The organism is Stenotrophomonas sp. SRS1 (assembly GCF_026130205.1).
In the GTDB taxonomy this organism is placed as follows: Bacteria; Pseudomonadota; Gammaproteobacteria; order Xanthomonadales; family Xanthomonadaceae; genus Stenotrophomonas; species Stenotrophomonas rhizophila_B.
Map to the genome: position 1 here is coordinate 451402 of NZ_JAINFD010000002.1, position 22436 is coordinate 473837.

21 protein-coding genes are annotated in these 22436 nt (G+C 66.5%); 12 read left to right on the top strand and 9 right to left on the bottom strand.

Annotation, left to right across the window (positions count from 1 at the left end; translation table 11 throughout):
- Positions 1-103: 103 nt before the first annotated feature.
- A complete protein-coding gene (locus K4043_RS07720; protein WP_123730083.1) occupies positions 104-2698 on the top strand; it encodes a methyl-accepting chemotaxis protein in 2595 nt (864 codons plus the stop codon).
- A gap of 16 nt (positions 2699-2714) precedes the next feature.
- Here K4043_RS07720 and K4043_RS07725 read toward each other — a convergent pair whose 3' ends face one another.
- The 3 genes from K4043_RS07725 to K4043_RS07735 form a co-directional block, all read right to left on the bottom strand.
- Positions 2715-3839: an acyltransferase gene (locus K4043_RS07725; RefSeq protein ID WP_265308833.1), complete on the bottom strand. Its 1125-nt coding sequence runs from the start codon at positions 3837-3839 to the stop codon at positions 2715-2717.
- Between the two features lie 165 nt (positions 3840-4004).
- On the bottom strand, positions 4005-5069 hold the full coding sequence (gene arsB, locus K4043_RS07730) for an ACR3 family arsenite efflux transporter (protein WP_123730085.1): 1065 nt from the start codon (positions 5067-5069) through the stop codon (positions 4005-4007).
- A gap of 25 nt (positions 5070-5094) precedes the next feature.
- On the bottom strand, positions 5095-5421 hold the full coding sequence (locus K4043_RS07735; protein ID WP_123730086.1) for a metalloregulator ArsR/SmtB family transcription factor: 327 nt from the start codon (positions 5419-5421) through the stop codon (positions 5095-5097).
- A 74-nt stretch (positions 5422-5495) separates the two neighbouring features.
- Here K4043_RS07735 and arsC point away from each other — a divergent pair, with 74 nt between their 5' ends.
- Positions 5496-5930, top strand: coding sequence for an arsenate reductase (glutaredoxin) (gene arsC, locus K4043_RS07740; protein ID WP_265308834.1), 435 nt, complete (start codon positions 5496-5498; stop codon positions 5928-5930).
- Positions 5931-5961: 31 nt separating this feature from the next.
- Here arsC and K4043_RS07745 read toward each other — a convergent pair whose 3' ends face one another.
- Positions 5962-6351, bottom strand: a complete 390-nt coding sequence (locus K4043_RS07745; protein WP_123730088.1) for a DUF2628 domain-containing protein — start codon at positions 6349-6351, stop codon at positions 5962-5964.
- A 194-nt stretch (positions 6352-6545) separates the two neighbouring features.
- On the opposite strand from K4043_RS07745, the gene K4043_RS07750 reads away from it, so the two are divergent.
- The 6 genes from K4043_RS07750 to hemC all read left to right on the top strand — a co-directional run bounded on the left by K4043_RS07750 (position 6546) and on the right by hemC (position 12645).
- Positions 6546-6725 (top strand): hypothetical protein, encoded by a 180-nt coding sequence (locus K4043_RS07750; RefSeq protein ID WP_148045943.1) that lies wholly within the window; start codon positions 6546-6548, stop codon positions 6723-6725.
- Between the two features lie 516 nt (positions 6726-7241).
- Positions 7242-9149 carry a glucans biosynthesis glucosyltransferase MdoH gene (gene mdoH / locus K4043_RS07755; protein WP_123730089.1) on the top strand — a complete coding sequence of 636 codons (1908 nt, stop codon included), beginning with the start codon at positions 7242-7244 and terminating at the stop codon, positions 9147-9149.
- Between the two features lie 73 nt (positions 9150-9222).
- Positions 9223-9888 (top strand): carboxylesterase, encoded by a 666-nt coding sequence (locus K4043_RS07760; RefSeq protein ID WP_184997286.1) that lies wholly within the window; start codon positions 9223-9225, stop codon positions 9886-9888.
- A 4-nt stretch (positions 9889-9892) separates the two neighbouring features.
- Positions 9893-10939, top strand: a complete 1047-nt coding sequence (locus tag K4043_RS07765) for a histidine kinase (RefSeq protein ID WP_265308836.1) — start codon at positions 9893-9895, stop codon at positions 10937-10939.
- A gap of 10 nt (positions 10940-10949) precedes the next feature.
- A complete protein-coding gene (locus K4043_RS07770; RefSeq protein ID WP_265308838.1) occupies positions 10950-11678 on the top strand; it encodes a LytTR family DNA-binding domain-containing protein in 729 nt (242 codons plus the stop codon).
- A 55-nt stretch (positions 11679-11733) separates the two neighbouring features.
- A complete protein-coding gene (gene hemC / locus K4043_RS07775) occupies positions 11734-12645 on the top strand; it encodes a hydroxymethylbilane synthase (RefSeq protein ID WP_123730093.1) in 912 nt (303 codons plus the stop codon).
- Positions 12646-12712: 67 nt separating this feature from the next.
- Here hemC and K4043_RS07780 read toward each other — a convergent pair whose 3' ends face one another.
- Both K4043_RS07780 and K4043_RS07785 read right to left on the bottom strand, forming a co-directional pair.
- Entirely contained in the window at positions 12713-13489 is a 777-nt protein-coding gene (locus K4043_RS07780) for a DUF481 domain-containing protein (RefSeq protein ID WP_123730094.1), read from the bottom strand.
- 122 nt (positions 13490-13611) lie between these two features.
- Positions 13612-14229, bottom strand: coding sequence for a hypothetical protein (locus K4043_RS07785; protein WP_265308840.1), 618 nt, complete (start codon positions 14227-14229; stop codon positions 13612-13614).
- A 90-nt stretch (positions 14230-14319) separates the two neighbouring features.
- Here K4043_RS07785 and K4043_RS07790 point away from each other — a divergent pair, with 90 nt between their 5' ends.
- Both K4043_RS07790 and K4043_RS07795 read left to right on the top strand, forming a co-directional pair.
- Positions 14320-15285, top strand: a complete 966-nt coding sequence (locus K4043_RS07790; RefSeq protein ID WP_123730096.1) for a YafY family protein — start codon at positions 14320-14322, stop codon at positions 15283-15285.
- A 113-nt stretch (positions 15286-15398) separates the two neighbouring features.
- A complete protein-coding gene (locus tag K4043_RS07795) occupies positions 15399-16193 on the top strand; it encodes a MetQ/NlpA family ABC transporter substrate-binding protein (protein ID WP_121040102.1) in 795 nt (264 codons plus the stop codon).
- Positions 16194-16265: 72 nt separating this feature from the next.
- On the opposite strand, the gene glpK is transcribed toward K4043_RS07795, so the two are convergent.
- The 3 genes from glpK to K4043_RS07810 form a co-directional block, all read right to left on the bottom strand.
- Complete coding sequence (gene glpK / locus K4043_RS07800) at positions 16266-17765, bottom strand: glycerol kinase GlpK (protein WP_265308842.1); 1500 nt, start codon at positions 17763-17765, stop codon at positions 16266-16268.
- Between the two features lie 48 nt (positions 17766-17813).
- Entirely contained in the window at positions 17814-19307 is a 1494-nt protein-coding gene (glpD, locus tag K4043_RS07805; protein WP_265308843.1) for a glycerol-3-phosphate dehydrogenase, read from the bottom strand.
- Positions 19308-19455: 148 nt separating this feature from the next.
- The gene (locus K4043_RS07810) at positions 19456-20088 is read right to left on the bottom strand and encodes an OmpW family outer membrane protein (RefSeq protein ID WP_019183623.1); all 633 of its coding nucleotides are present in this window, start codon (positions 20086-20088) and stop codon (positions 19456-19458) included.
- 192 nt (positions 20089-20280) lie between these two features.
- Here K4043_RS07810 and K4043_RS07815 point away from each other — a divergent pair, with 192 nt between their 5' ends.
- Together K4043_RS07815 and aceF are read left to right on the top strand one after the other, a co-directional pair.
- On the top strand, positions 20281-20802 hold the full coding sequence (locus K4043_RS07815; protein ID WP_265308844.1) for a DNA-deoxyinosine glycosylase: 522 nt from the start codon (positions 20281-20283) through the stop codon (positions 20800-20802).
- Between the two features lie 200 nt (positions 20803-21002).
- The gene (gene aceF, locus K4043_RS07820; protein WP_265308846.1) at positions 21003-22409 is read left to right on the top strand and encodes a dihydrolipoyllysine-residue acetyltransferase; all 1407 of its coding nucleotides are present in this window, start codon (positions 21003-21005) and stop codon (positions 22407-22409) included.
- The last annotated feature ends 27 nt before the right edge of the window (positions 22410-22436 follow it).

Here is a 22436-nt window from a genome sequence, read left to right on the forward strand (position 1 = left end):
GCCGTGATTGCACCGCGCGCGTACCGGCCCGCAATGGACTGCGTGTTTCCGTGGCGGCGCATGTCTGCGTCCGCCGGTATGCCCTTTTTCCGGAACCGCCCCCATGCCCGTGTCCCGCCCCACCGCGTCCAAGCGCCCCGGCAGCATCGCCAACCGACTGATGCTGGGTACGGCGTTGATCGCCATGCTCTGCTTCGGTGTCACCGCCGCCATCAGCTATCGGGAAGCCAGCGCGTCGCTGGTCGATGCCTCCCGCCACACCATGCAGAGCGAGGCCCAGGCCGAAGCCCTGCGGGTGAGCGGTGATCTGTCCAGCGCCTTCGCCACCAGCCAGGCGCTCGCACAGAATCTGCTCGTCCAGCGCGCTGCGGGAACGCTGTCGCGGGCGACGGTGTCTGCGGTGATCCACCAGCAGGTGCAGGTGCACCCGGAATGGGTGGGCTTTGGCACGTTGTGGGAACCCGACGCCTTCGATGGCAAGGATGCCGAGTTCGTCGGCGCCGAGGCACACGATGACACCGGCCGGTTCATGAGCTACTGGGCCTGGCACGACGGTGCGCCGATGCAGGATGCGCTCACCGGCTATGACGTGCCCGGCGATGGCGACTGGTATCTCAAGCCGAAGGCGCTCAAGCGGCAGACCGTGGCCGAACCGTACACCTATGAAGTCGGCGGCCAGAAAGTGCTGATGACCACGCTCTCCACCCCGGTGATCGATGAGGGGACGTTCGTTGGTGCGGTGACGGTGGATTTCGCGCTGGCCGCATTGCAGAAGCACCTGGCCGCGTTGCGCCCGATGGGCGAAGGCCATGTCGAACTGATCTCGCCCGGTGGCATCGTGCTGGCCGCGCAGGACCCGCAGGAAATCGGCAAGCGCCGCGACGACGCCCTGACCGCGGCGATGCTGGCAGCGGTCAAGGCAGACAAGCCCTTCGATGCCTTCGAGCCGGATGCGGCAGGTAATGTGAAGACCTACGTTCCGCTGCGCATCGGCGGCAGCCAGGAGCATTTCGCGCTGGGCGTGGTCGTGCCGCATGCGCTGATCACCGCGCAGGCGCGCGCGCTGCTGTGGATCATCCTGGCCGTTGGCCTGGGCGCGGCACTGGTGCTCAGTGGCAGCGTGTACGTGTTGCTGCGCCGGCAGGCGATCCGCCCGCTGGCCGATGCGGTCCGTCTCTCGGCCGACGTCGCCGAGGGTCGTCTGGATACGCCGCTGCCGCCCGCGCGCAATGACGAGGTCGGCCGACTGCTCGAATCGATGCAGCGTATGCGCAGCCAGCTGCGCGCAGTGATGGCCGCACAGGGTGAGATGGCCCAGCGCCACGAGGCAGGCGAGCTGAGCTACCGCATGGACGCCCATACCTTCCCGGGCGAGTACGGCAAGATGGTGGAAGACACCAACCAGCTGGTGGGCGCCAATATCGCGGTCACGCGTCGTCTGGTCGAGGTGATGCAGCGCTATGCGGTCGGTGACCTGAGCCAGGACATGGATCGTCTGCCCGGTGAGCAGGCCGCCTTCACCGCCGCGATGGATACCACCAAGGCCAACCTGCGCGCGATCAATACCCAGATCGGCGATCTCGCCGGTGCCGCGGCAATGGGCGATTTCAGCCAGCGTGGCGACGTGGTGCGCTTCGATCACGACTTCCGCGCGATGGTCGAAAACCTCAACACCATGATGCAGGTCAGCGACGACAACCTGCAGCAGATCTCCGCGCTGCTGCGGGCGATCGCCGCCGGCGATCTCACCGCGCGCATGCAGGGCGATTTCCACGGCGTGTTCGCGCGGATGCGTGATGATGCCAACACCACCGTGGTGCAGCTGACCGACATCGTCGGCCGCATCCAGCAGGCCACCGGCAGCATCAACCTCGCTGCCGGTGAGATTGCCGCAGGCAACAGCGACCTGTCGCGCCGTACCGAACAACAGGCCGCCAGCCTGGAAGAAACCGCCGCCTCGATGGAGGAACTGACCTCCACCGTGCGTCAGAACGCGGACCATGCCGTGCAGGCGAACCAGCTCGCCGCGGGCGCAGCCGATGTGGCGTCGAAGGGTGGTGAGGTGGTCGGCAAGGTGGTGACCACCATGGCCGGGATCGAGGCGTCCTCCAAGCGCATCGCCGAGATCATCTCGGTGATCGACGGCATCGCGTTCCAGACCAACATCCTGGCATTGAACGCAGCGGTCGAAGCGGCGCGTGCGGGCGAGCAGGGCCGTGGTTTCGCGGTGGTCGCCACGGAAGTGCGCGCACTGGCGCAGCGCTCGGCGGGCGCGGCGAAGGAGATCAAGGGGCTGATCGACGATTCGGTCACCCAGGTTAGCGCGGGCTCCGCGCTGGTCCACACCGCCGGCCGCACCATGGAAGAGATCGTCACCGGCGTGCGCCGGGTCAACGACATCATGGCCGAGATCTCGGCGGCGTCGAAGGAGCAGTCGGCCGGTATCGAGCAGGTCAACCAGACCATCACCCAGATGGACGAAACGACGCAGCAGAATGCCGCACTGGTCGAGGAGGCCACGGCGGCTGCGCGTGCGATGGAAGAGCAGGCGCAGCAGCTGGGCACGGCGGTGGCGATCTTCCGGCTGCAGGCCCATCCCGGCACGCCGGCCGCACCGGTGCGTCGTAGTGCGCCTGCGCGCGGTACCTCGCGCGTACCGGTGGCGGCGGTGGCGAGTGAGGAGTGGCAGACGTTCTGAGGCCGGATCCTGCCGATTACTCCCGTTGGTCGGCGCGCTCCATCGCGGTGGTACGTCGGGCGTTGATGTAAGCCAGCATGTGGTGCCCGGCGCGTATGCCGGGTACCTCAATGAAGCGATAGCCAAGCTGTGCCAATGGAATGGCGATGCCAAGCGTCAGCGCTGCGCAGGCAAGATAGGCCAGATCCGGTTGGGGTACTGACGCCTGGATACGTCGGAACACCGGTAGGAGCAGCGCAATGACGATGGGATGGGCCAGATAAAGCGAGTAGCTGACCTGGCCGAGGTACGTTGTAGCGCGGTTGACCACCGCCGACAGCGGGAACAATGACATGCCAAGAAGCAACACGGCATAGGTGGCGCCGAACAGACCCCAGCCGATAGCCGGGGATAGAGCTGCGCGTGCACTGGCGAGCGTCAGCCCGATCAGCACAGTGCCACCGATGACCAGCAGCCCCATGCCGCAGCGCCGAGCCTTGCTCGGCTGCATCACGTGAAGTGCCTTGAAGGCGTGATAGGCAAGAATGCCGTAGAGGAACACAGGCAAGTGGCGCAGCAGGCCGTAGTCGCCAGTCGCCGCCAACCCGGGTGCGCCAAGCATGCCCGTGACCGCAAGCAGGCTGATGATGGTGCCCAGCAGCGCCGCCACGCTGGCTCGCGTCAGGGTGTGGATAAAATGGAAAAGTAGTGGAAATACTGCATAGAAGAGCATTTCTACGCCAATGGCCCAGCTGGCCCAGACGATCCCGGCTTCCCATCCGTCAAACAGGTTGAACGTGAACGTCACATTGGCCAGGATTTCAGTCGCAGAGTGACCAGCGTGGCTGCCACGGCCATCGCGCCAGATCGAGAAAGCCAGCAGCACGAAGAACAACGGCGCGATACGAAACACCCGATGCAGGTAAAAGCTCAGCAGCGGTCGAGGCGTCGCGGCGTGGCGCGGCATTGTGTATGCCAGCGAGAACGCGCTGATGACGAAAAAGAGCGCGACGCCGGTACCACCCATTGCCAGGATCGCGCCCATTACTGGGCCTGTCGCCAGTGCAGGTGATGGCATTGCCATTACATGGAAGATCACCACATAGACGGCAGCAAGCCCACGCAGGGCATCGAGGAACGCGAGTCGGTTTGACGGAGCCATGACGGTCCTTGTCCAGGCAGGTGGCAACCCTCCTTTCGGCAGGAGGTCTACATGCGGGCGGGAGATGAACTCCGTGCATGCTATCACCCGCATAAGGCGCTGCCAGAGTGCGGGCTTCTCAGTTTGCTTGCCCGGTGAGGGCATCAACGACAGGCTCGATTCGTTTCAATGGGGGAGTGCGGCGGTCTCATTGAAGCAGCGGCGTCCGAGGCGCAGCGCCAGATGGACCAGTACGATCAACACCGGCACCTCCACCAAAGGCCCGATCACGGCAGCGAATGCGACCGGTGAGCCCAGCCCGAAGGCGGCGATCGCCACGGCGATGGCCAGTTCGAAGTTGTTGCCCGTTGCGGTGAAGGCGATGGCGGTGGTGCGCGGATAGTCGCGTGCGATCCAGCGGCCCATGAAGAAGCTCAGCAGGAACTGCACGAAGAAGTAGATCGTCAGTGGGATGGCGATACGTACCGCATCCATGGGAATGCGCACCAGATCGCCGCCCTTGAGGCTGAACATCGCCACGATGGTGAGCAGCAGTGCGACCAAGGTGACCGGGCTGATCGCGGGCAGGAAGCGCGTTTCGTACCAGTCAGCCCCGCGCACGCGCAGCAGCAGGCGTCGCCCCAGATAGCCCGCCGCAAAGGGGATGCCCAGATACACCAGCACCGCGCCGGCAATGGTCCAGGTGCTGACATCAATCACGCTGCGCTGCAATCCGAACAGCGGCGGCAACACGGTCAGAAACAGCCACGCATAGACGCTGAAGAAGGCGATCTGGAACAGGGAGTTGAACGCGACCAGGCCTGCCACGTACTGGTTGTCGCCGCGCGCGAGCTGGTTCCAGACCAGCACCATCGCGATGCAACGGGCCAGACCAATCAGGATCAGCCCGGTCATGTACTCCGGCCGGTCGTGCAGGAACACTGCGGCCAGCGCGAACATCAGCACCGGTCCCACCACCCAGTTCTGCAGCAGCGACAGCGCCAGCACGCGCTTGTCGGCGAAGACGGCGGGCAGCGCCTCGTACTTCACCTTGGCCAGTGGCGGGTACATCATCAGGATCAGACCTGCTGCGATCGGCAGGTTGGTACCGCCGATGGTCATCGCGTCCAGCGCGGCGGGCAGGCCATCGAAGACGGTGCCCAGTACCACCCCGAGCGCCATCGCCGCGAAGATCCACAGGGTAAGCCAGCGGTCCAGAAAGGACAGGCGGGAGGTGGCACGTGTCGTCATCGCGATGGGCCCGGCGGTCAACCGATCAGCACGACGGTGCGCATTGGCCGGTGGGACCGCAGTCCGTCTCGCCGGCACAGCAGTTCTCGGTGAGGTAGCTGATGAGGCCATTCATCGCCTTGAAGTCGGCGCGGTAGCAGATGCTGCGCCCGCGCGACTCGGCGCTGACCAGGCCGGCCGCGCTCAGTTCCTTGAGGTGGAAGGACAGCGTGGCACCGGGAAGGCCGAGGTCGGCGGCTATCTCTCCGGCCAACCGCCCCCCCCGGCCGGCCTGGACCAGCAGGCGGAAAACGCTCAGGCGGGTGTTATGACCGAGGGCGGCAAGGGCGTGGGTTGCGGTGTCGTGTTCCATGTTTCTAGAATAGTCGAACAATAAATCCGGAGCAACCTCATGTCCTTGCTGCCCAACCCGATGCGCACCCACGCATGAAGGCCGTGATCTACCACAACCCGGACTGCGCGACCTCGCGCAATGTGCTCGCGCTGATGCGCCATGCCGGCGTGGCGCCGGAGGTGGTGGAGTACCTGCGCACCCCGCCGGATCGTGAGCGTTTGATCGCACTGATCGCCGCCGCAGGCCTGCAGGTTCGCGATGCGCTTCGCCAGAAAGGCACCCCGTACGCCGCGCTGGGCCTGGCCGATCCAACGCTGGAGGACACCCAGTTGCTGGATGCGATGCTGGCCCATCCGATCCTGATCAACCGGCCCTTCGTGCAGACCGAACTGGGGGTGCGCCTGGCGCGACCCTCGGAGACCGTGCTGGAGATCCTGCCGCCGGTGCAGGCGCCGTTCCGCAAAGAAGATGGGGAGGTGGTGATCGACGCCCACGGTCGGCGCGGCACAAAAAAGCCCGGTCGATGACCGGGCTTCTTCATCCAGGCGTGCGCAGTGCTTACCAGCGCATGCCTGCGAAGGGGTTCCAGCTGGTGTCGCCCTTCACTTTTTCCAGGTAGTACGAGTAATTGGTGGTGAGCGCGATCAGCACCGACCAGGCCATGCCGATCGCCCGGCCGACCACGTCCGGCAGGAACGCCAGGATCACCATCAGCACGAGGGTGATGCCCAGAATGGTGAGCGCCTTGCGCCACATACCCAGAATCAGCAGGTAGATCCAACTGAAGAACAGCGCGAAGAAGTTGAAGTTGATCTTGATCCTCTGGCCGAACGTCAACGTCTTGAATGCGGCCTTGAAGCCAGGCGAATTGGGGGCGCCGTGCTGTTCGAAGAAGTTGAAGCGGAACTGCCACTTGGGGCTGAGGGGGGAAGCAGTGTTGGAATCCATATCCGAATCGTTGTTTGAAAACGATTACATGATAGCGGGGCGACCTGGAAAAGCGCCACTTTTCCGGTGCATCCCACCCCCTCCAGCAGGTACGGCGGGCGCCGTCACACATTCGTCCCGGTTTTCCGATAGGGTGCGCAATCCGCGCGGCCGGAAGCCCCGCGGGCAATGCGACGTCAACGAGATGCCCTTCCATGTCCAGTGATGTAATGACCCCCGAGCGCCCCCCGGCAGGACCGCAGATTGCGCCGTGCCCGGTGGCCACCCAGGCGCAACATCTGCTTGCCCACCTGCAGTTCTCGCAGGTGAGCGCGCGCGCCCTGTCGCGCCTGCCGGTTGATGCCGACCTGGCCATCGCCGCGCCCACCGTCTGAGTGGATGCACCTTGCCAGGCCCTCGGTCTGGCGACCTGCTTGCCCTACCTGCTGCCTCGATTCCGGGGCGGCTCGGCCATGCGCGGCCGACTGGCGAACTGCGCAACGCCGGCATCTGCTGTGCCGGGGACAGGGGGAAGACATCCCTTCTCTGGACTGTCGTGTCCGATGACGATCATCTGTAAGATGAATGGGGAGAGGCCCATGGCACGGGCCCTGCGCCTCCGTGGTCCTGCGACGCTGCCCACTTGGCTCGATCCAAAAGCTGAATGCGGAGAAATCACCGGTGAAACCTTCGCACCCACCTTACATTTCGCGCCATAGACTGAGCCGCATTTTTCGTCTCAAGTCGGTTGGAGAGTTCGTGGGTTCCGGTAGTCACAGACAACAGCGGCGTGCCGGTGATCGGCCCGCACCGACAGGACGAATGCGTGCCCTCCGGCGCGCCGCGCTCAGGACGCCCCTTTTCGCATCTTGCATCTTCGGCCTGGCACGCCCTGCACAGGGACATCGCGCATGAGTACCCAGACCCTCCACGCCCGACTGGATGCCGGTCGGGCGACGTTGCCGGCCGAGTCGCCGTTGCCGATGCCCGAGCAGTCCCTGCGTGAAGGCCAACTACAGGTCCGGCGTCAGCGCACCGCGCCCCGGATGATCGGGCTGCGCCGCTTCTACATCCTGGGTGGCACCGCCGCGATGACCGCCGCCGCCAGCCGGATGATGTGGAAGGTGCTGGCCGTCAACGGCATCAGCGTGCTCGAAGCCTGCCTGCTGGTCTTGTTCGTGGGCCTGTTCGCCTGGATCGCGCTGTCCTTCGCCGGGGCCGTGGCCGGCTTTCTGACCGCGGTGTTCGATCGTGGCTACAAGCTGGGGATCGATCCGGACGCGCCGCTGCCGACCGTGCACACCCGCACCGCGCTGCTGATGCCCACCTACAACGAGGACCCGCGTCGGCTGTTGGCCGGCCTGCAGGCGATCTATGAGTCGGTCGCCGAGACGGGCCAGCTCGAGAACTTCGATTTCTACGTGCTCAGTGACACCCGGCGAGACGACATCGGGCAGGCCGAAGAAGAAGCCTTCCATGCGCTCTGCGATGCGGTCGGCGGCCATGACCGCATCTTCTACCGTCGCCGCGGCGACAACAGTGGGCGCAAGGCCGGCAACATCGCTGATTGGGTCCGCCGTTTCGGCGGTGCCTACCCGCAGATGCTGATCCTGGACGCCGACAGCCTGATGACCGGCGACACCATCGTGCGCCTGGTCGCGGGCATGGAACACAACCCGGATGTCGGTCTGATCCAGACCCTGCCGGCGGTGGTCGGTGGGCGCACCCTGTTTGCCCGCATGCAGCAGTTCGGCGGGCGCGTATACGGCCCGGTGATCGGCCGTGGCGTGGCGTGGTGGCATGGCGCGGAGAGCAACTACTGGGGTCACAACGCGATCATCCGCACCCAGGCATTCGCCGAGCAGGCCGGCCTGCCGCTGCTGCCGGGCAAGGAGCCGTTTGGTGGCCATGTGCTCAGCCACGATTTCGTCGAAGCCGCGTTGATGCGCCGTGGCGGCTGGGCCACCCACATGGTGCCGTACCTTAAAGGCAGCTACGAGGAAGGCCCGCCCACGCTCACCGACCTGCTGGTCCGCGATCGCCGCTGGTGCCAGGGCAATCTTCAGCACGCCAAGATCGTCGGCTCAAAAGGCCTGCACTGGGTCAGCCGCATGCACATGCTGGTCGGCATCGGGCATTACTTCACCGCGCCGATGTGGGCGATGCTGATGCTGATCGGCATCGCGATTCCCCTGTTCCAGGGCGGCATCGACCTCAATGAAGTGCTGCATCTCTCGCCCGGCGTGTACTGGCGCCACCAGGACGAGACCCAGGTGATCCGCATGTTCGCGATCACCATGGTGGTGCTGCTCTCGCCCAAGGTGCTGGGTTATCTGGCGATGTTGCTGGAGCCGGTCGAGCGCCGTGGCTGCGGCGGCACGATCCGCGCGTTCATCTCGATGCTGCTGGAGACCATCCTCGCGGCACTGATGGCGCCGGTGGTGATGTACGTGCAGTCGCGCGGTGTGGCCGAAGTGCTGGCCGGCAGGGACTCGGGCTGGGATGCGCAGCAGCGCGACGATGGCGGTGTGTCCTGGTCGGCATTGGCGCGCGGCTATGGGGGCTTGAGCGTGTTCGGATTGTTCATGGGCGCGCTGGCCTACGCGGTTTCCCCCTCGCTGGCCGCGTGGATGGCCCCGGTGGTGATCGGCATGGTGCTGGCGATTCCGGTGGTGGGCTTCACCTCTTCGCGCACCGCTGGCGTCTGGATGCACCGGCTGGGCCTGATGGAGATCCCCGAAGAATCGGCGCCGCCCAAGGTGCTGGTGCGTGCGGCCGAACTGCGCCGCGCCGCCGCCGAGGCACATCCCGCCGGCTGATCACGTCACTCCAGGCATCGCCCCCATTGCGGTGGGGCGCGGTCATAATGCGGCTTGAACGTACTGGAGCCGCCTGATGCTGGATACCGTGGAAAACGAAACCGGCGCCGACCCGCAGTGGTCGGTGCTGTGGCTGCATGGCCTGGGTGCCGATGGCCATGACTTCGCCCCGATCGTGCCCGAACTGGTCCGTCCGCACTGGCCGGCGATCCGCTTCGTGTTCCCGCATGCCCCGGTGCAGCCGATCACGATCAACAACGGTGTCCCGATGCGCGCCTGGTACGACATCGTCAGCGCGGACTTCCGTTCGCGCGCCGACAGCGCAGGTGTGGACGCCTCCATCGTGGAACTGGAGCTGCTGATCGAACGCGAGGTCGCCCGTGGTATTCCGCCCGAACGGATCCTGCTGGCCGGTTTCTCCCAGGGTGGGGCGGTGATCCTGAGCGCGCTGCTGCGTCGTACGCGTCCGTTGGCCGGGCTGATCGCGCTGTCGACCTATCTGCCGGATCCGGCCAAGGCGGCGGCTTCCCGTGTGGCCGGTGCGATCAGCGTGCCGGTGTTCATGGCCCATGGCACGCAGGATCCGGTGATCCCGGTGGCGATCGCGCGGGACACCGCGCAGACCCTGGAAACCCTCGGCCTGCCGGTGGAGTGGCACACCTATACGATGGCCCACCAGGTATGTGCGGAAGAAATGCACGCGCTGGGCGAGTGGCTCGAGGCGCGCTTCGCCGCCTGACGCCATGAACGACCCGCGCCAGCAGTCCTGGTTGCCCGAGCTGTGTCGCCTGCCGCGACTGGCGGCGATGCTGGGGTTGGCCGAGCTGGTGGTGGTGGTGGTGGCGCTGGCACCCGATGGCAGCCGTCACTGGACGCTGTCGGACTTCCTGTCCGCCAGCGGCTTCGCGCTCTGGCTGGCGCTGGCGGTAACGGTCAGCCTGTGCAGTCTGCGTGCGGTGCTCTCGCGGCTGCCGGAACTGCCGGGCATGGTGCTGGTGGTGGTGATGACCGGGCTGATCGCCGGTGCCTGCGCGGCGATCGTGCACGCGCTGTATGGCGTGCTCGGTGGCAGCAGCTTCGCCCAGGCGGTCGGCTTCTGGCGTTTTACTCTCGGCAGCGCGGCGATGACCGCCTTGATCACGGCGCTGGCGTTGCGCTACTTCTACGTCAGTGATCGTGGCAGCGCACAGATGCTGGCCAACGCGCGCGCCCAGGCCGACGCGCTGCAGGCACGGATCCGCCCGCACTTTCTCTTCAACAGCATGAACCTGATCGCCAGCCTGTTGCGCCGCGATCCGGACGTGGCCGAGCGCGCGGTGCTCGATCTGTCCGACCTGTTCCGCGCCGCGCTTGGTGCCGGCGATGGCGATTCCACGCTGCAGGCCGAGTGTGAACTGGCCGAGCGCTACCTCTCGATCGAGTCGCTGCGCCTGGGGGACCGCTTGAAAGTGATCTGGCTGCGCGACGAACCGCTGCCCTGGTCGTTGCCGATGCCGCGGCTGGTGCTGCAGCCGCTGGTCGAAAATGCCGTGCTGCATGGCATCTCGCGGGTACCCGCGGGCGGCACGATCGTGCTGGCACTGTCCAGTGACGGGACCAATCTGCGCATCCGCGTGCGCAACCCAGCACCGGATCCGGCCACGCGCGGCCTGCCGCTGCTGCAGGGCGCCGGGCATGCACAACGCAACATCGCCCATCGCCTGGCCTGGCGCTTCGGCCCGGCCGCGCGGATGACGGGGGCGTGGGCCGACGGCTACTATGCTTGCGAAATCACGGTCCCGGTCCAGTGAGGAAACTGTCTTGAAGGTGGTGATCGCCGACGACGAACCGCTGGCCCGCGAGCGGCTGCGCGCCCTGCTGGCCGATCAGGCCGGTATCGAGGTCGTGGCCGAGGCGGAGAACGGCGAACAGGCTCTGCATGCCTGCGCCGAGCTGCAGCCGGACCTGGTCCTGCTCGATATCGCGATGCCCGGCCTGGATGGACTGGAGGCGGCCCGCCACCTGGCCACCTTCGAGCCGCGTCCGGCCGTGGTGTTCTGCACCGCCTATGACGCCCATGCGCTGTCCGCGTTCGAGGCGGCGGCCATCGATTACCTGATGAAGCCAGTGCGCCCCGAGCGCCTGGCCGCCGCACTGGAGCGGGCCCGCACCTTCCTCGCCGGCCGCAGCGGTCCACCGACGGCCGCCAGCCAACAGGCGCGCACGCTGCTGTGCGCACGCCTGCGGGGCAGCCTGCGCTTGATCCCGGTCGAGGACATCCACTACCTGCAGGCCGAAGAAAAGTACGTGGTCGTGCATCATGCCCGCGGCGAGGACCTGCTGGAAGAATCGCTGAAGTCGCTGGAAGAGGAGTTCGGCAACCGCTTCGTGCGTATCCACCGCAATTGCCTGGTGGCCCGCCATGAACTGGTGGAGCTGCGACGAAATGGCGCAGGCCAGGTCCAGGCGGTGCTGCGCCACGGGCCCGCGCCGCTGGAAGTCAGCCGCCGTTGCGTGGCCAGCCTGAAGCAGGACCTCAAGCATCTTTGAGTGTGGGTGTGCCGGACCGTTGGTCGATACGCCCCTGTGCGTCGATAATGGCGCCATGAAGACCCTGCGCATCGCCACCCGAAAGAGCCCGCTTGCCCTGTGGCAGAGCGAATACGTCGCCGATCGCCTGCGTGAGGCGCATCCGGGGCTGGAGGTGGTGCTGATCCCGATGAGCACGCGCGGCGACGAGGTGTTGGACCGCTCGCTGGCGGCGATCGGTGGCAAGGGCTTGTTCCTGAAGGAACTGGAGCTGGCGATGCTGCGCGGTGACGCGGATTGCGCCGTGCATTCGCTCAAGGATGTGCCGATGGAACTGGATGCGCCATTCGCGCTGCCGGCGATGCTCCCCCGGCATGATCCTGCCGATGGCTTCATCTCCAATCTGTATGCCTCGCTGGACGCGCTGCCGATCGGTGCACGCGTCGGTACTTCGTCACTGCGCCGCCAGGCCCAGCTGCGCGCGCTGCGTCCGGATCTGGAGCTGTCGGACCTGCGCGGCAACGTCAACACCCGGCTGGCCAAGCTCGACAACGGTGGCTACGACGCCATCGTGCTGGCCGTGGCCGGGCTGGAACGCCTCGGCCTGGGCAACCGCATCGTGGCGCGCCTGGCCGCGCCGGCGTGGTTGCCGGCACCGGCACAGGGCGCGGTCACGGTGGAATGCAATGGCGACGATGCCGGTGTGATGGCGCTGTTCGCCGCGCTCGACCATGCCGACACGCGCGCCTGCGTGGAAGCCGAGCGCGCCATGAACCGCGCGCTGCATGGCAGCTGCCACGTGCCGGTCGCCGGCTTTGCGCAATGGGAAGGCGAGAATCTGTTCCTGCAGGGCCTGGTCGGCGGTGTCGCCGATGGTCGCATCGTGCGCGCTGAGGCGCGTGGCCCGGCCAGTGATCCGGAGACGCTGGGCCAGCGCGTGGCGCGCGGCCTGCTCGATGCCGGTGCCGGGGAACTGCTGGGCGTCTGAATCGAGGGTAGTGCCGGCCGCTGGCCGGCAGTCCCTGCCGCGCAATGTGCGCGGTGCGCCCGCCCGATTACTTGAACTTGTAGACCACGTTCATGGTGGTCAGCGTGTCGGTCTTGCGCTTGTCTTCGGCGACGTCGCTGTTGTGACGTGCCTGCCAGCCGGCCTTCAGCGCCAGATGTTCGTTCATGCTCACCGACACGCCGAAATCGTTCTGCGCGAAGGTGTTGTACGAGCCCGACTCGACCAGCAGCGTGTTCACCAGATCGGTGTTCGGGGTCAGCGTGTATTTGAGATCGAACAGGCCGCGGCCGATCAGGCCGGTACGGGTCGCGTCGTCTTCGGTGTTGTGGGTGCGGCGCACACCGGGACCGATCTGCGCGTCCATGTAGAAGCGCTCACCGTCGATGATCCGGGTGCCGTAACCCAGACCGAACGAGCTCTGGCGGTCGTAGGTGGCGAAATCGTCGCGCTCGTAACGCACCGTGGCGGTGATCTGGCGGTGCTCGCCCAGCTGCAGCGCGCTGCCGGCACTGCCGGTGTAGCGGTTGGCGGTGGTGTTGCGGCGGCGGATGGTGGTGCCGTCGTCTTCGGTATCGGTGTATTCCGAGCGCGAGCGCAGGCCGAACAGGTCCATGCTGTGCACCCAGTCATCGTCGGTGTAGCGCAGGCGCAGACGACCGTTGAAGCTCTCGGTATTGCTGTTGCCGCGGGCCGAGGCAAAGCCCAGTTCACCGCCACTGCCGCTCCAGGGGGAGGTCATCGCTGCCAGTTCGGCAGCGTCCTGTGCATAAACCGCCGGGGCGCAGAGCAGCAGGGGAACAAGCAACGAAACGCGCAGGGACATCAACGGTTCTCCGTGATCGGACAAGGGGGAGGGACAACAAGGGGGGGATGATACTTGATGCGTTCTGCGTCACATTCGGCGGCGAGCCCCGGCTTTAGGACCCGTTCGGCCTGGATCCCTGTTCAGGGAACATCGATACGCAGCGAGGCGTCGTCGAAGCGCGAGTAGGTGACGGTGATGCGGAACGGCTGACCGTTCGTCTCGCCCATGCGCTCGATCTGCACCGGCAGGCCCTGCGCATTGACCCAGTACAGCAGGCCGTCGGGGGCCGCAGTGGCGTGGCGCACCTCGTATTTATGCGCGCGCTGGCCACCGGCGCGGTCCTCGCCAAGATCGCGCACCGTCAGCTGCGCTGGCTCCAGATCGTCCGGCAGCGGGTTGCGCCACTGCGCCAGCATGCCTTCGGGCACCGGAATCTGGCGCACTTCGCCGGCACGCTGCAGGAAGAAGGTGCCGCCGATGATCGTCTGCGGGCCATCGTCGGTGATCAGCCGATAGCGGTCCGGGGCCACGTAGTCCATCTGCGCCTCCAGGGCGCGCGGGCCCTGCATCTTCATCACCGCGTGGAAGCTGCGCAGCTGGCCGAAGCGCTGGCTGGCCGCCAGCACGGTGGCCACCGGATCGGCGGCCGGTGTCGTCGCCGTCGCGGCAGGTACCGCAGCCACGGGCGTTTCACTGCGTCCGCAGCCACTGAGCAGCAGGGCGGCGGCGGACAGGGCAAGGGCGGGCAACAGGCGCATGACGGGCGGCAGCAGGCGGTGGGGGCCCCACGATAGCCGAAGATGCAGCCGAAGCCGCCACAACGACGGCGACTCGGACATAATCGGGTCATGGACCGATATGAACGCATCAACGCCCTGCATCGCCTGCTCAAGTCCGCCCGTTACCCGGTAACGGTGGCGGCCCTGCAGGAAAAACTGGAGTGTTCCCGCGCGACTGTCTACCGCGACCTGGCCTTCCTGCGCGATGCGCTGATGGCGCCGGTGGAAGGCGACGGCGAGGCGGGCTTCCGCTACCAGGCCGACGAAAGCGACCGCTTCGAGCTGCCGGGCCTGTGGCTCAGCTCGGAAGAGCTGCACGCGCTGCTGGCCTCCCAGCACCTGCTCTCGCGCACGGGGGGCGGCGTGCTCTCTTCCGTGCTGGCCCCGCTGCAGCAGCGCATCGAAGGCCTGCTGGCCGCACAGGCTGGTGTCTCCAGCTGGCCGGTCGACCGGGTCCGGGTGATTCCGCATCGCGGCCGCAAGTTCGATGAAGCCAGCTTCCGCGCGGTCGCCTCGGCGGTACTGGAGCGCAAGCAGCTGGCCTTCGAGTACCGGGCCCGCTCCACCGATGAGGCGACCCAGCGCACCGTGTCGCCACAGCGCATGACCCATTACCGCGACAACTGGTACCTCGATGCCTGGGATCACGGCCGCGAAGGCCTGCGCAGCTTCGCGGTGGATCGCATCTACAAGGCACGCGTGATCGATACCACCGCCCGTGATGTGGATGAGACCGAGCTGGACGAGCAGCTGGGCGCCAGCTACGGCATCTTCTCTGGGCCGCCCAAGGGCTGGGCCACCATCGTGTTCAGTGCCAAGGCCGCACGCTGGGTGGCCGATGAGCATTGGCATTCCAAGCAGCAGGGCCGTTTCCTGCCCGATGGCCGCTATGAGCTGAAACTGCCTTACAGCGTCTCGCGTGAACTGCTGATGGACGTGCTGCACTACGGCTCGGACGCGGAAATCGTGGAGCCGGTGATGCTGCGCGAACAGGCCAAGGCGCTGCTGGCACTGGCGCTGACCAGCTACGAGTAAGCCGGCCGGGCCGGCATCGGCTCATGCCGTGGGGTCATATGCCCCGGATTCCGCAAGGGCCGGGGCGTGCGGTATCGTGGGGCGTTGCTGCCCTTACGGATCCCGCTGCCCCCATGAAAAAGTACCTGCTGCTCCCGTTGCTTGCCGCTTCGCTGGCTCTGGCCGCCTGCGGCAAGCCGGCCAATGATTCCAAGAAGCTGGTGGTTGCCGCCACCGCGGTGCCGCACGCCGAGATCCTCGCGGTGGTCAAGCCGATCCTGGAAAAGGAAGGCCTGACCCTGGACGTGCGCGTCTTCAATGACTACGTGCAGCCCAACGACCAGCTGGTGCAGAAGCAGGTTGACGTGAACTACTTCCAGACCGAGCCCTATCTGGACGCCTACAACCGGGACCGCAAGACCGACCTGGTCAAGGTGATCGGCGTGCATATCGAGCCCTTCGGTGCGTACTCGCGTCGTTTCAAATCACTGGATGCCCTGCCCAACGGTGCCGACGTGGTGATCCCCAACGACCCGAGCAACAACAGCCGCGCGCTGATCCTGCTGCACAAGGCTGGCGTGATCACGCTCAAGGACCCGACCAATGCGTTGGCGACCCAGCGCGACATCATCGCCAACCCGAAGCAGCTCAAGTTCCGCGAGCTGGACTCGGCGATGCTGCCGCGGGTGCTGGACCAGGTGGATCTGGCCCTGATCAACACCAACTACGCGCTGGATGCCGGGCTCAACCCGACCCAGGATGCACTGGCGATCGAAAGCAAGGATTCGCCGTACGTGAACTTCCTCGTCGCGCGTCCGGACAACAAGGACGATGCCCGCGTGCAGCAGCTGGCCAAGGCCCTGACCGGCCCGGAAGTGAAGGCTTTCATCGCCGAGAAGTACAAGGGCGCGGTCCTCCCGGCATTCTGACCGGCACCCACGGTAGAGCCACGCCATGCGTGGCTGGCCGCGCCCGCGCGGCAATGATCGCCGACGCGGGCCTCACCCCACGCGGAACCCCATCGTCGCCTCCACCGCCTGCTGCCAGCCGGTGTAAAGCGCCTCGCGCTGATCCACCGGCATCTGCGGGGTGAAGCGGCGGTCCACCGCCCATTGCTCGGCGATCTCCGCCCGGCTGCGCCAGAAGCCGGTGGCCAGCCCGGCCAGATAGGCCGCGCCCAGCGCGGTGGTTTCGGCCACCTGCGGGCGCAGCACCGGCACGCCCAGGATGTCGCTCTGGAACTGCGCCATGAAGTCGTTGGCGATCGCGCCACCATCGGCGCGCAGCTCCTTCAGTTCGATCCCCGCGTCGGCCTGCATCGCCGCCAGCACGTCGCGGGTCTGGTACGCCATCGATTCCACCGCCGCGCGGATGAAGTGCTCCTTGGTGGTGCCGCGGGTCAGTCCGAACATCGCGCCGCGCACATCGCTGCGCCAGTACGGCGCCCCAAGCCCCACGAACGCGGGCACCAGGTACACGCCGCCATTATCCGCGGCACGCTCGGCGTAGGCCTGGCAATCGCTGGACTTGCCGAACATGCGCAGCCCGTCGCGCAGCCATTGCACCACCGAGCCGGCGACGAAGATCGAGCCCTCCAGTGCGTACTCCACACGCCCATCGATGCCCCACGCGATGGTGGTCAGCAACCCATTGTCGGAGCTCACTGCCTTCTCGCCGGTGTTCATCAGCATGAAGCAGCCGGTGCCGTAGGTGTTCTTGGCCATGCCCGGTTCGAAGCAGGCCTGGCCGAACAGCGCGGCCTGCTGGTCGCCGGCGATGCCGGCAATGGGCAGGTGCTGATCGAAGAAGAACTGCGCCCGGGTGGTGGCATACACCTCGCTGGAACTGCGCACCTGCGGCAGCATCGCGCGCGGGATGTTGAACAGGGCCAGCAGTTCATCGTCCCACTGCAATGCATGGATATCGAACAGCAGCGTGCGCGCGGCATTGGTGACATCGGTGACGTGCGCCTGGCCGCCGCTGAGGTTCCAGATCAACCAGCTGTCGATGGTGCCGAACAGCAGCTCGCCGCGCTCGGCGCGTGCCTGTGCACCCTCCACGTGATCGAGGATCCAGCGGATCTTCGTCGCCGAAAAATACGCATCGATCAACAGCCCGGTCTTGCGCCGGATCAGCGGCTCGTGGCCATCAGCCTTGAGCTGTTCGCAGATCGCATGGCTCTGCCGCGACTGCCACACCACGGCGTTGTGGATCGGCTGGCCGGTAGCCTTGTCCCACACCACCGTAGTTTCGCGCTGGTTGGTGATGCCGATGCCGGCGATCGTGCGCGGGTCGACCTGGTGGCGGTTCAACAGCTCGGTGATCGTGGTGTAGACGCTGGTCAGGATCTCGCGCGGGTCATGCTCGACCCAGCCCGGCTGCGGGAAGATCTGGGTGAACTCGCGTTGCGCGCTGCCGGCGATGCGCCCGGCACGATCGAACAGGATGGCGCGCGAACTGGTCGTGCCCTGGTCGATGGCGAGCACGTAGTGCTTGTCCATGGTCTGCTCCGTGGAAATCGATGCCGTGAGGCGTGACAGGCGTACAGCCTACGGCATCGAAACACGCGCCTGCAGGGTGGTGGCCAGCGCTTCTCGTTGTGCCGCGTCCACGCGCAAGCCCAGGTGGCTGCGGCGCCACAGCACGTCGTCGGCGGTGCGGGCCCATTCGTGCGCGATGAGGTAGTCCAGTTCGCGGTCGTAGAGGCCGCCGCCGTGGTCCTGGCCAAGCGCGTCGAGTGTCTGTGCGCCGGCGAGCAGCCCGACCGCACGGGTGCCGTAGCTGCTGGCCAGACGCTGCAGCAGGGCAGGGGGCAGGCGAGGGTGGTCACGCTGCAGCGCCTCGGCCACTTCAGCGGCCGTGCCGCCATCGCCCCCCGGCAACGGCGGTCCACCGGCGGTCCACGCCGCGCCCATCTCCGGCAGCGCAGGTGAGAGCCGCCCCAGCGCGTCCTCGGCCAGTGCGCGGTAGGTGGTGAGCTTGCCGCCCAGCACGCTCAGCAGCGGCGCGCCAGCCGTATCCAGCTCCAGCCGGTAGTCGCGCGTGACCCGCGATGCATCGCGGTGATGATCGGCCAACAGGGGGCGCACCCCGCTGTAGCGCCAGACGATGTCCTCGGCGCGTACCGGAACGCGCACAAACCGGTTCACCGCCTCGAGCAGGTAGGTCTGTTCGTCGGCGCGGGGCTGCACCTGCGCCGGGTCGCCGTCGTAGTCGGTATCGGTGGTGCCGATCAGGGTGAAGTCCTGCTCGAACGGAATCGCGAACACCACCCGCTGGTCGGGTTGCTGGAACAGGTACGCACTGTCATGGGCGAACAGGCGCGGCACCACCAGGTGGCTGCCCTGCACCAGTCGCACTCCCAACGGCGCATCGAGTCCGGCCCGTTCCAGCACGGCACCGGCCCACGGCCCACTGGCATTGACCACGCAGCGGGCGCGGATGCGCTGCACGTCGCCGTTGGCGGTGCGAAGTACGGCCCACCAGTGATCGTGGTGGCGGATCAATTGTTCGCAGCGGGTGCGTGTGCGGATGTCGGCGCCGCGCTCATGCGCATCGAGCGCGTTGAGCACCACCAGCCGGGCATCGTTGACGCGTGCATCGGCGTAGGTGAAGCCGGTCCGGTAGGCGGGCTGCAATGCAGTGCCGCTCCGATCGCGCTGCAGGTCGATGCGCTGCGAGCGCGGGAAATGGGGATTGGTGTGGCCAAGGTGGTCGTAGAGCCACAATCCTGCGCGAAGCATCCAGGCCGGGCGCAGGTGGCGCGCATGCGGCAGCACGAAGCGGGTCGGGGCGATCAGATGCGGTGCAAGCCGGCGCAGCGTTTCGCGCTCGTTGAGCGCCTTGCGCACCAGCGCGAACTCGCCCTGCTGCAGGTAGCGCAGGCAGCCATGGATCAGCTTGGTGCTGGCGCTGGAAGTGTGCGCGGCCAGGTCATCCTGCTCGCACAGGCAGACCGACAGGCCGCGTCCTGCTGCGTCGCGGGCGATGCCGGCGCCGTTGATGCCCCCGCCCACCACCAGCACGTCGAAGGATTCGCTCATCGGCTCCCCGGGGCGGACCGGTCGGGTCCATCGTCACCCCAGTGTCGGCCACCGGCCGGCAACGCCCGATGAAAGTGGCGGGCCCCACAACGACAACGGGCCCGCGAGGGGCCCGTTGTGCGTACTGCGTGGAAGCGGAACGGCGTGCTTAGAAGCGCGCGCCGATGCCGAAGCCCACGGTCCACGGATCCAGCTTGGCCTTGTCGCCGGTGCCTTCACCGTTGACGGTCAGCTCCGGGCGCGAATGCATGTAGCGGGCATCGGCACGGGCGAACCAGGTGCTGTTGATGTTCATGTCCACGCCGACGGTGCCGATCGCGCCCTTGGCGGTCTTGACGCCGATGTGGCCGATGTCGCTGGCGAGGTCTTCATTGCTGAAGTTGGACTCGTAGTAACCGGCGCCCACGAACGGACGGAACACGTTGTCGGCCTGGCCGAAGTGGTACTGGCCGCTCAACGCGATCGGCTGCTGCTCGACCGTGCCCAGGCGGGCGCCATCGGTGCCGCGCACGCGGTGATCGAACTTGTCGGCTGCGCCCCACAGTTCCACGGCCCAGTTGTCGTTGATGTAGTAGCTGAAGCTCAGGGTCGGGGCCGGGCCGCCGTCCACCTTGCGCACGCCATCGAGCGGATCGTTCTTCGGCTGCAGCAGCGAGACGCCGCCGACGACGGCGAAGTGCTTGCCAGAAGCGGTATCAACAGTGCTGTCCTGCGCGAAAGCAGCCGGCGCAAAAGCAAGTGCAGTCAGGGTAGCCAGGGTCAGGGTACGGATGGAGCGCATGGGGGAATCTCCTCAGGATGTTTTTGTTCTGGGCCCCGGTGTTGTGGGGCGAGGCAACCGTAGTCCCCGCAATCTGAATCGCGTCCGACGCACGTTAAAATTTAGTTGTTTCCATTCAGCGATCAGTGCAAAACCGCTGTATTTACAGGCGATCATGCAACTCCTGACATTCATGCATCTGGCGATGGTGTGATGAAAACGACAACGTGCATCGGCTTCCCTGCGCAGCTGAACGTCGACTGCCGCGTGCTGGTACTCGGTTCGATGCCAGGTGTCGCATCACTGCAGGCGGCGCAGTACTACGCCCATCCGCGCAATCGTTTCTGGCCGCTGATGGGCGTGCTGTGCGGAATCGACGCGACGCTTCCTTATCCGGATCGCGTGCGTGCATTGAACGCGCGCGGTGTGGGCGTGTGGGATGTGATCGGGCAGTGTGAGCGACGCGGCAGCCTGGATGCGTCGATCGTGCGCGGCAGTGAAGTGCCCAATGCGCTTGGGGCACTGATCGACGGATTGCCTGCGCTGCGCGCGATCGCCTGCAATGGCGGCACCGCGTACCGGGCGTTCCAGCGTTTCATCGTGCCGGCGCTGCTCGATGCGGCGCGCGAGGTGCCGGTCTGGTCGCTGCCTTCCACCAGCCCGGCCAACGCGGCCTGGCCGTTGCCCGGGCTGGTGGAGGCATGGCAACCGCTGGCCGATGCCATCCGGCGCTGAGGCGGGGACAGCGCTGGACAATACGGTACCGACTGGAAAATTCCGCTTTGCACTGTGCCAAGCCCAATCCGGCCAAAGCAGATGCCTGCAACAGCCTGTCCCGGGACAGCGGCGCTGAAAATTCGCCAAGCTGGTTGGCGCTGGCGCGCGAAGCCCCCACAATAGGCGATTCCCTACACCAGATTGCCGGAGTTTTCCCCATGGCCGAAATCAAGGAAGCACTTGTCCCCGATATCGGTGACTACAGCGATATCCCGGTAATCGAGGTGCTGGTCGCCGTTGGAGATACCGTCAAGAAAGACCAGGGTCTGGTGACGCTGGAATCGGACAAGGCCACGATGGAAGTGCCGTCCTCGGTGGCCGGTATCGTCAAGGAAATCAAGGTCAAGATCGGCGACAACCTCTCCGAGGGCAAGCTTGTGGCCCTGATCGAAGTCAGCGAAGCCGCCGCGGCGCCGGCCGCTGCTGCTGCCCCGGCTGCCCCTGCTGCCAAGGCCGAAGCCGCCGAGACCGCGACCAAGGTCGAGCCGGTCGCCACCCCGGCCGAGCCGGACAAGCTGGCCGCCCGTGATATCGAGCAGTCCGCCGCCAAGCCGACCCAGCCGGCCCCGGCCGCCGCTGCCCCGTCGGGTGGCTCGCCGACCAGCCCGCCGGTGGCCTTCAACGCCGACAGCGTGCTGCCGCAGAAGGTGCCCTACGCTTCGCCGGCCGTGCGCGTGTTCGCCCGCGAGCTGGGCGTGGACCTGAACCAGCTGAGCGGCACCGAGAAGGGTGGCCGCATCACCAAGTCCGACGTGCAGAAGTTCGTGAAGTCGGCCCTGGCCGGCGGCGGCGCTGCCACCGGCGGTACCGTGGCGGCCGGTGGCGGTCTGAACCTGCTGGCCTGGCCGAAGGTCGACTTCAGCAAGTTCGGTGAGGTCGAGGTCCAGCCGCTGTCCCGGATCAAGAAGATCTCCGGCGCGAACCTGGCCCGCAACTGGGCGATGATTCCGCATGTCACCCAGTTCGAGCAGGCCGACATCACCGAGCTGGAAGCCCTCCGCGTGGCGCTGAACAAGGAAAACGAGAAGGCCGGCATCAAGCTGACCATGCTCGCCTTCCTGGTCAAGGCCAGCGCCGCGGCGCTGAAGAAGTTCCCGGAGTTCAACGCGTCGCTGGATGCCAGCGGCGAGAACCTGACCCTGAAGAAGTACTTCAACATCGGTTTCGCGGCCGATACGCCGAGCGGCCTGGTCGTCCCGGTGATCCGCGACGTCGACAAGAAGGGTGTGGTGCAGATCGCGCAGGAATCCGGCGAACTGGCCAAGAAGGCGCGCGACGGCAAGCTCGGCCCGGCCGACATGAGCGGTGGCTGCTTCTCGATCAGCTCGCTGGGCGGCATCGGCGGCACCGCGTTCACTCCGATCGTCAATGCGCCGGAAGTGGCCATCCTGGGCGTGTCCAAGTCGTCGATCCAGCCGGTCTGGAATGGCAAGGAGTTCGCTCCGAAGCTGATGCTGCCGCTGTCGCTGAGCTATGACCACCGCGTCATCGACGGCGCACTGGCCGCCCGCTTCACCACCTACCTCTCGCAGGTGCTGGCCGACATGCGGCGCGTCCTGCTGTGAAGCAGGGCCTGGTCCTGGCCGGGCTGC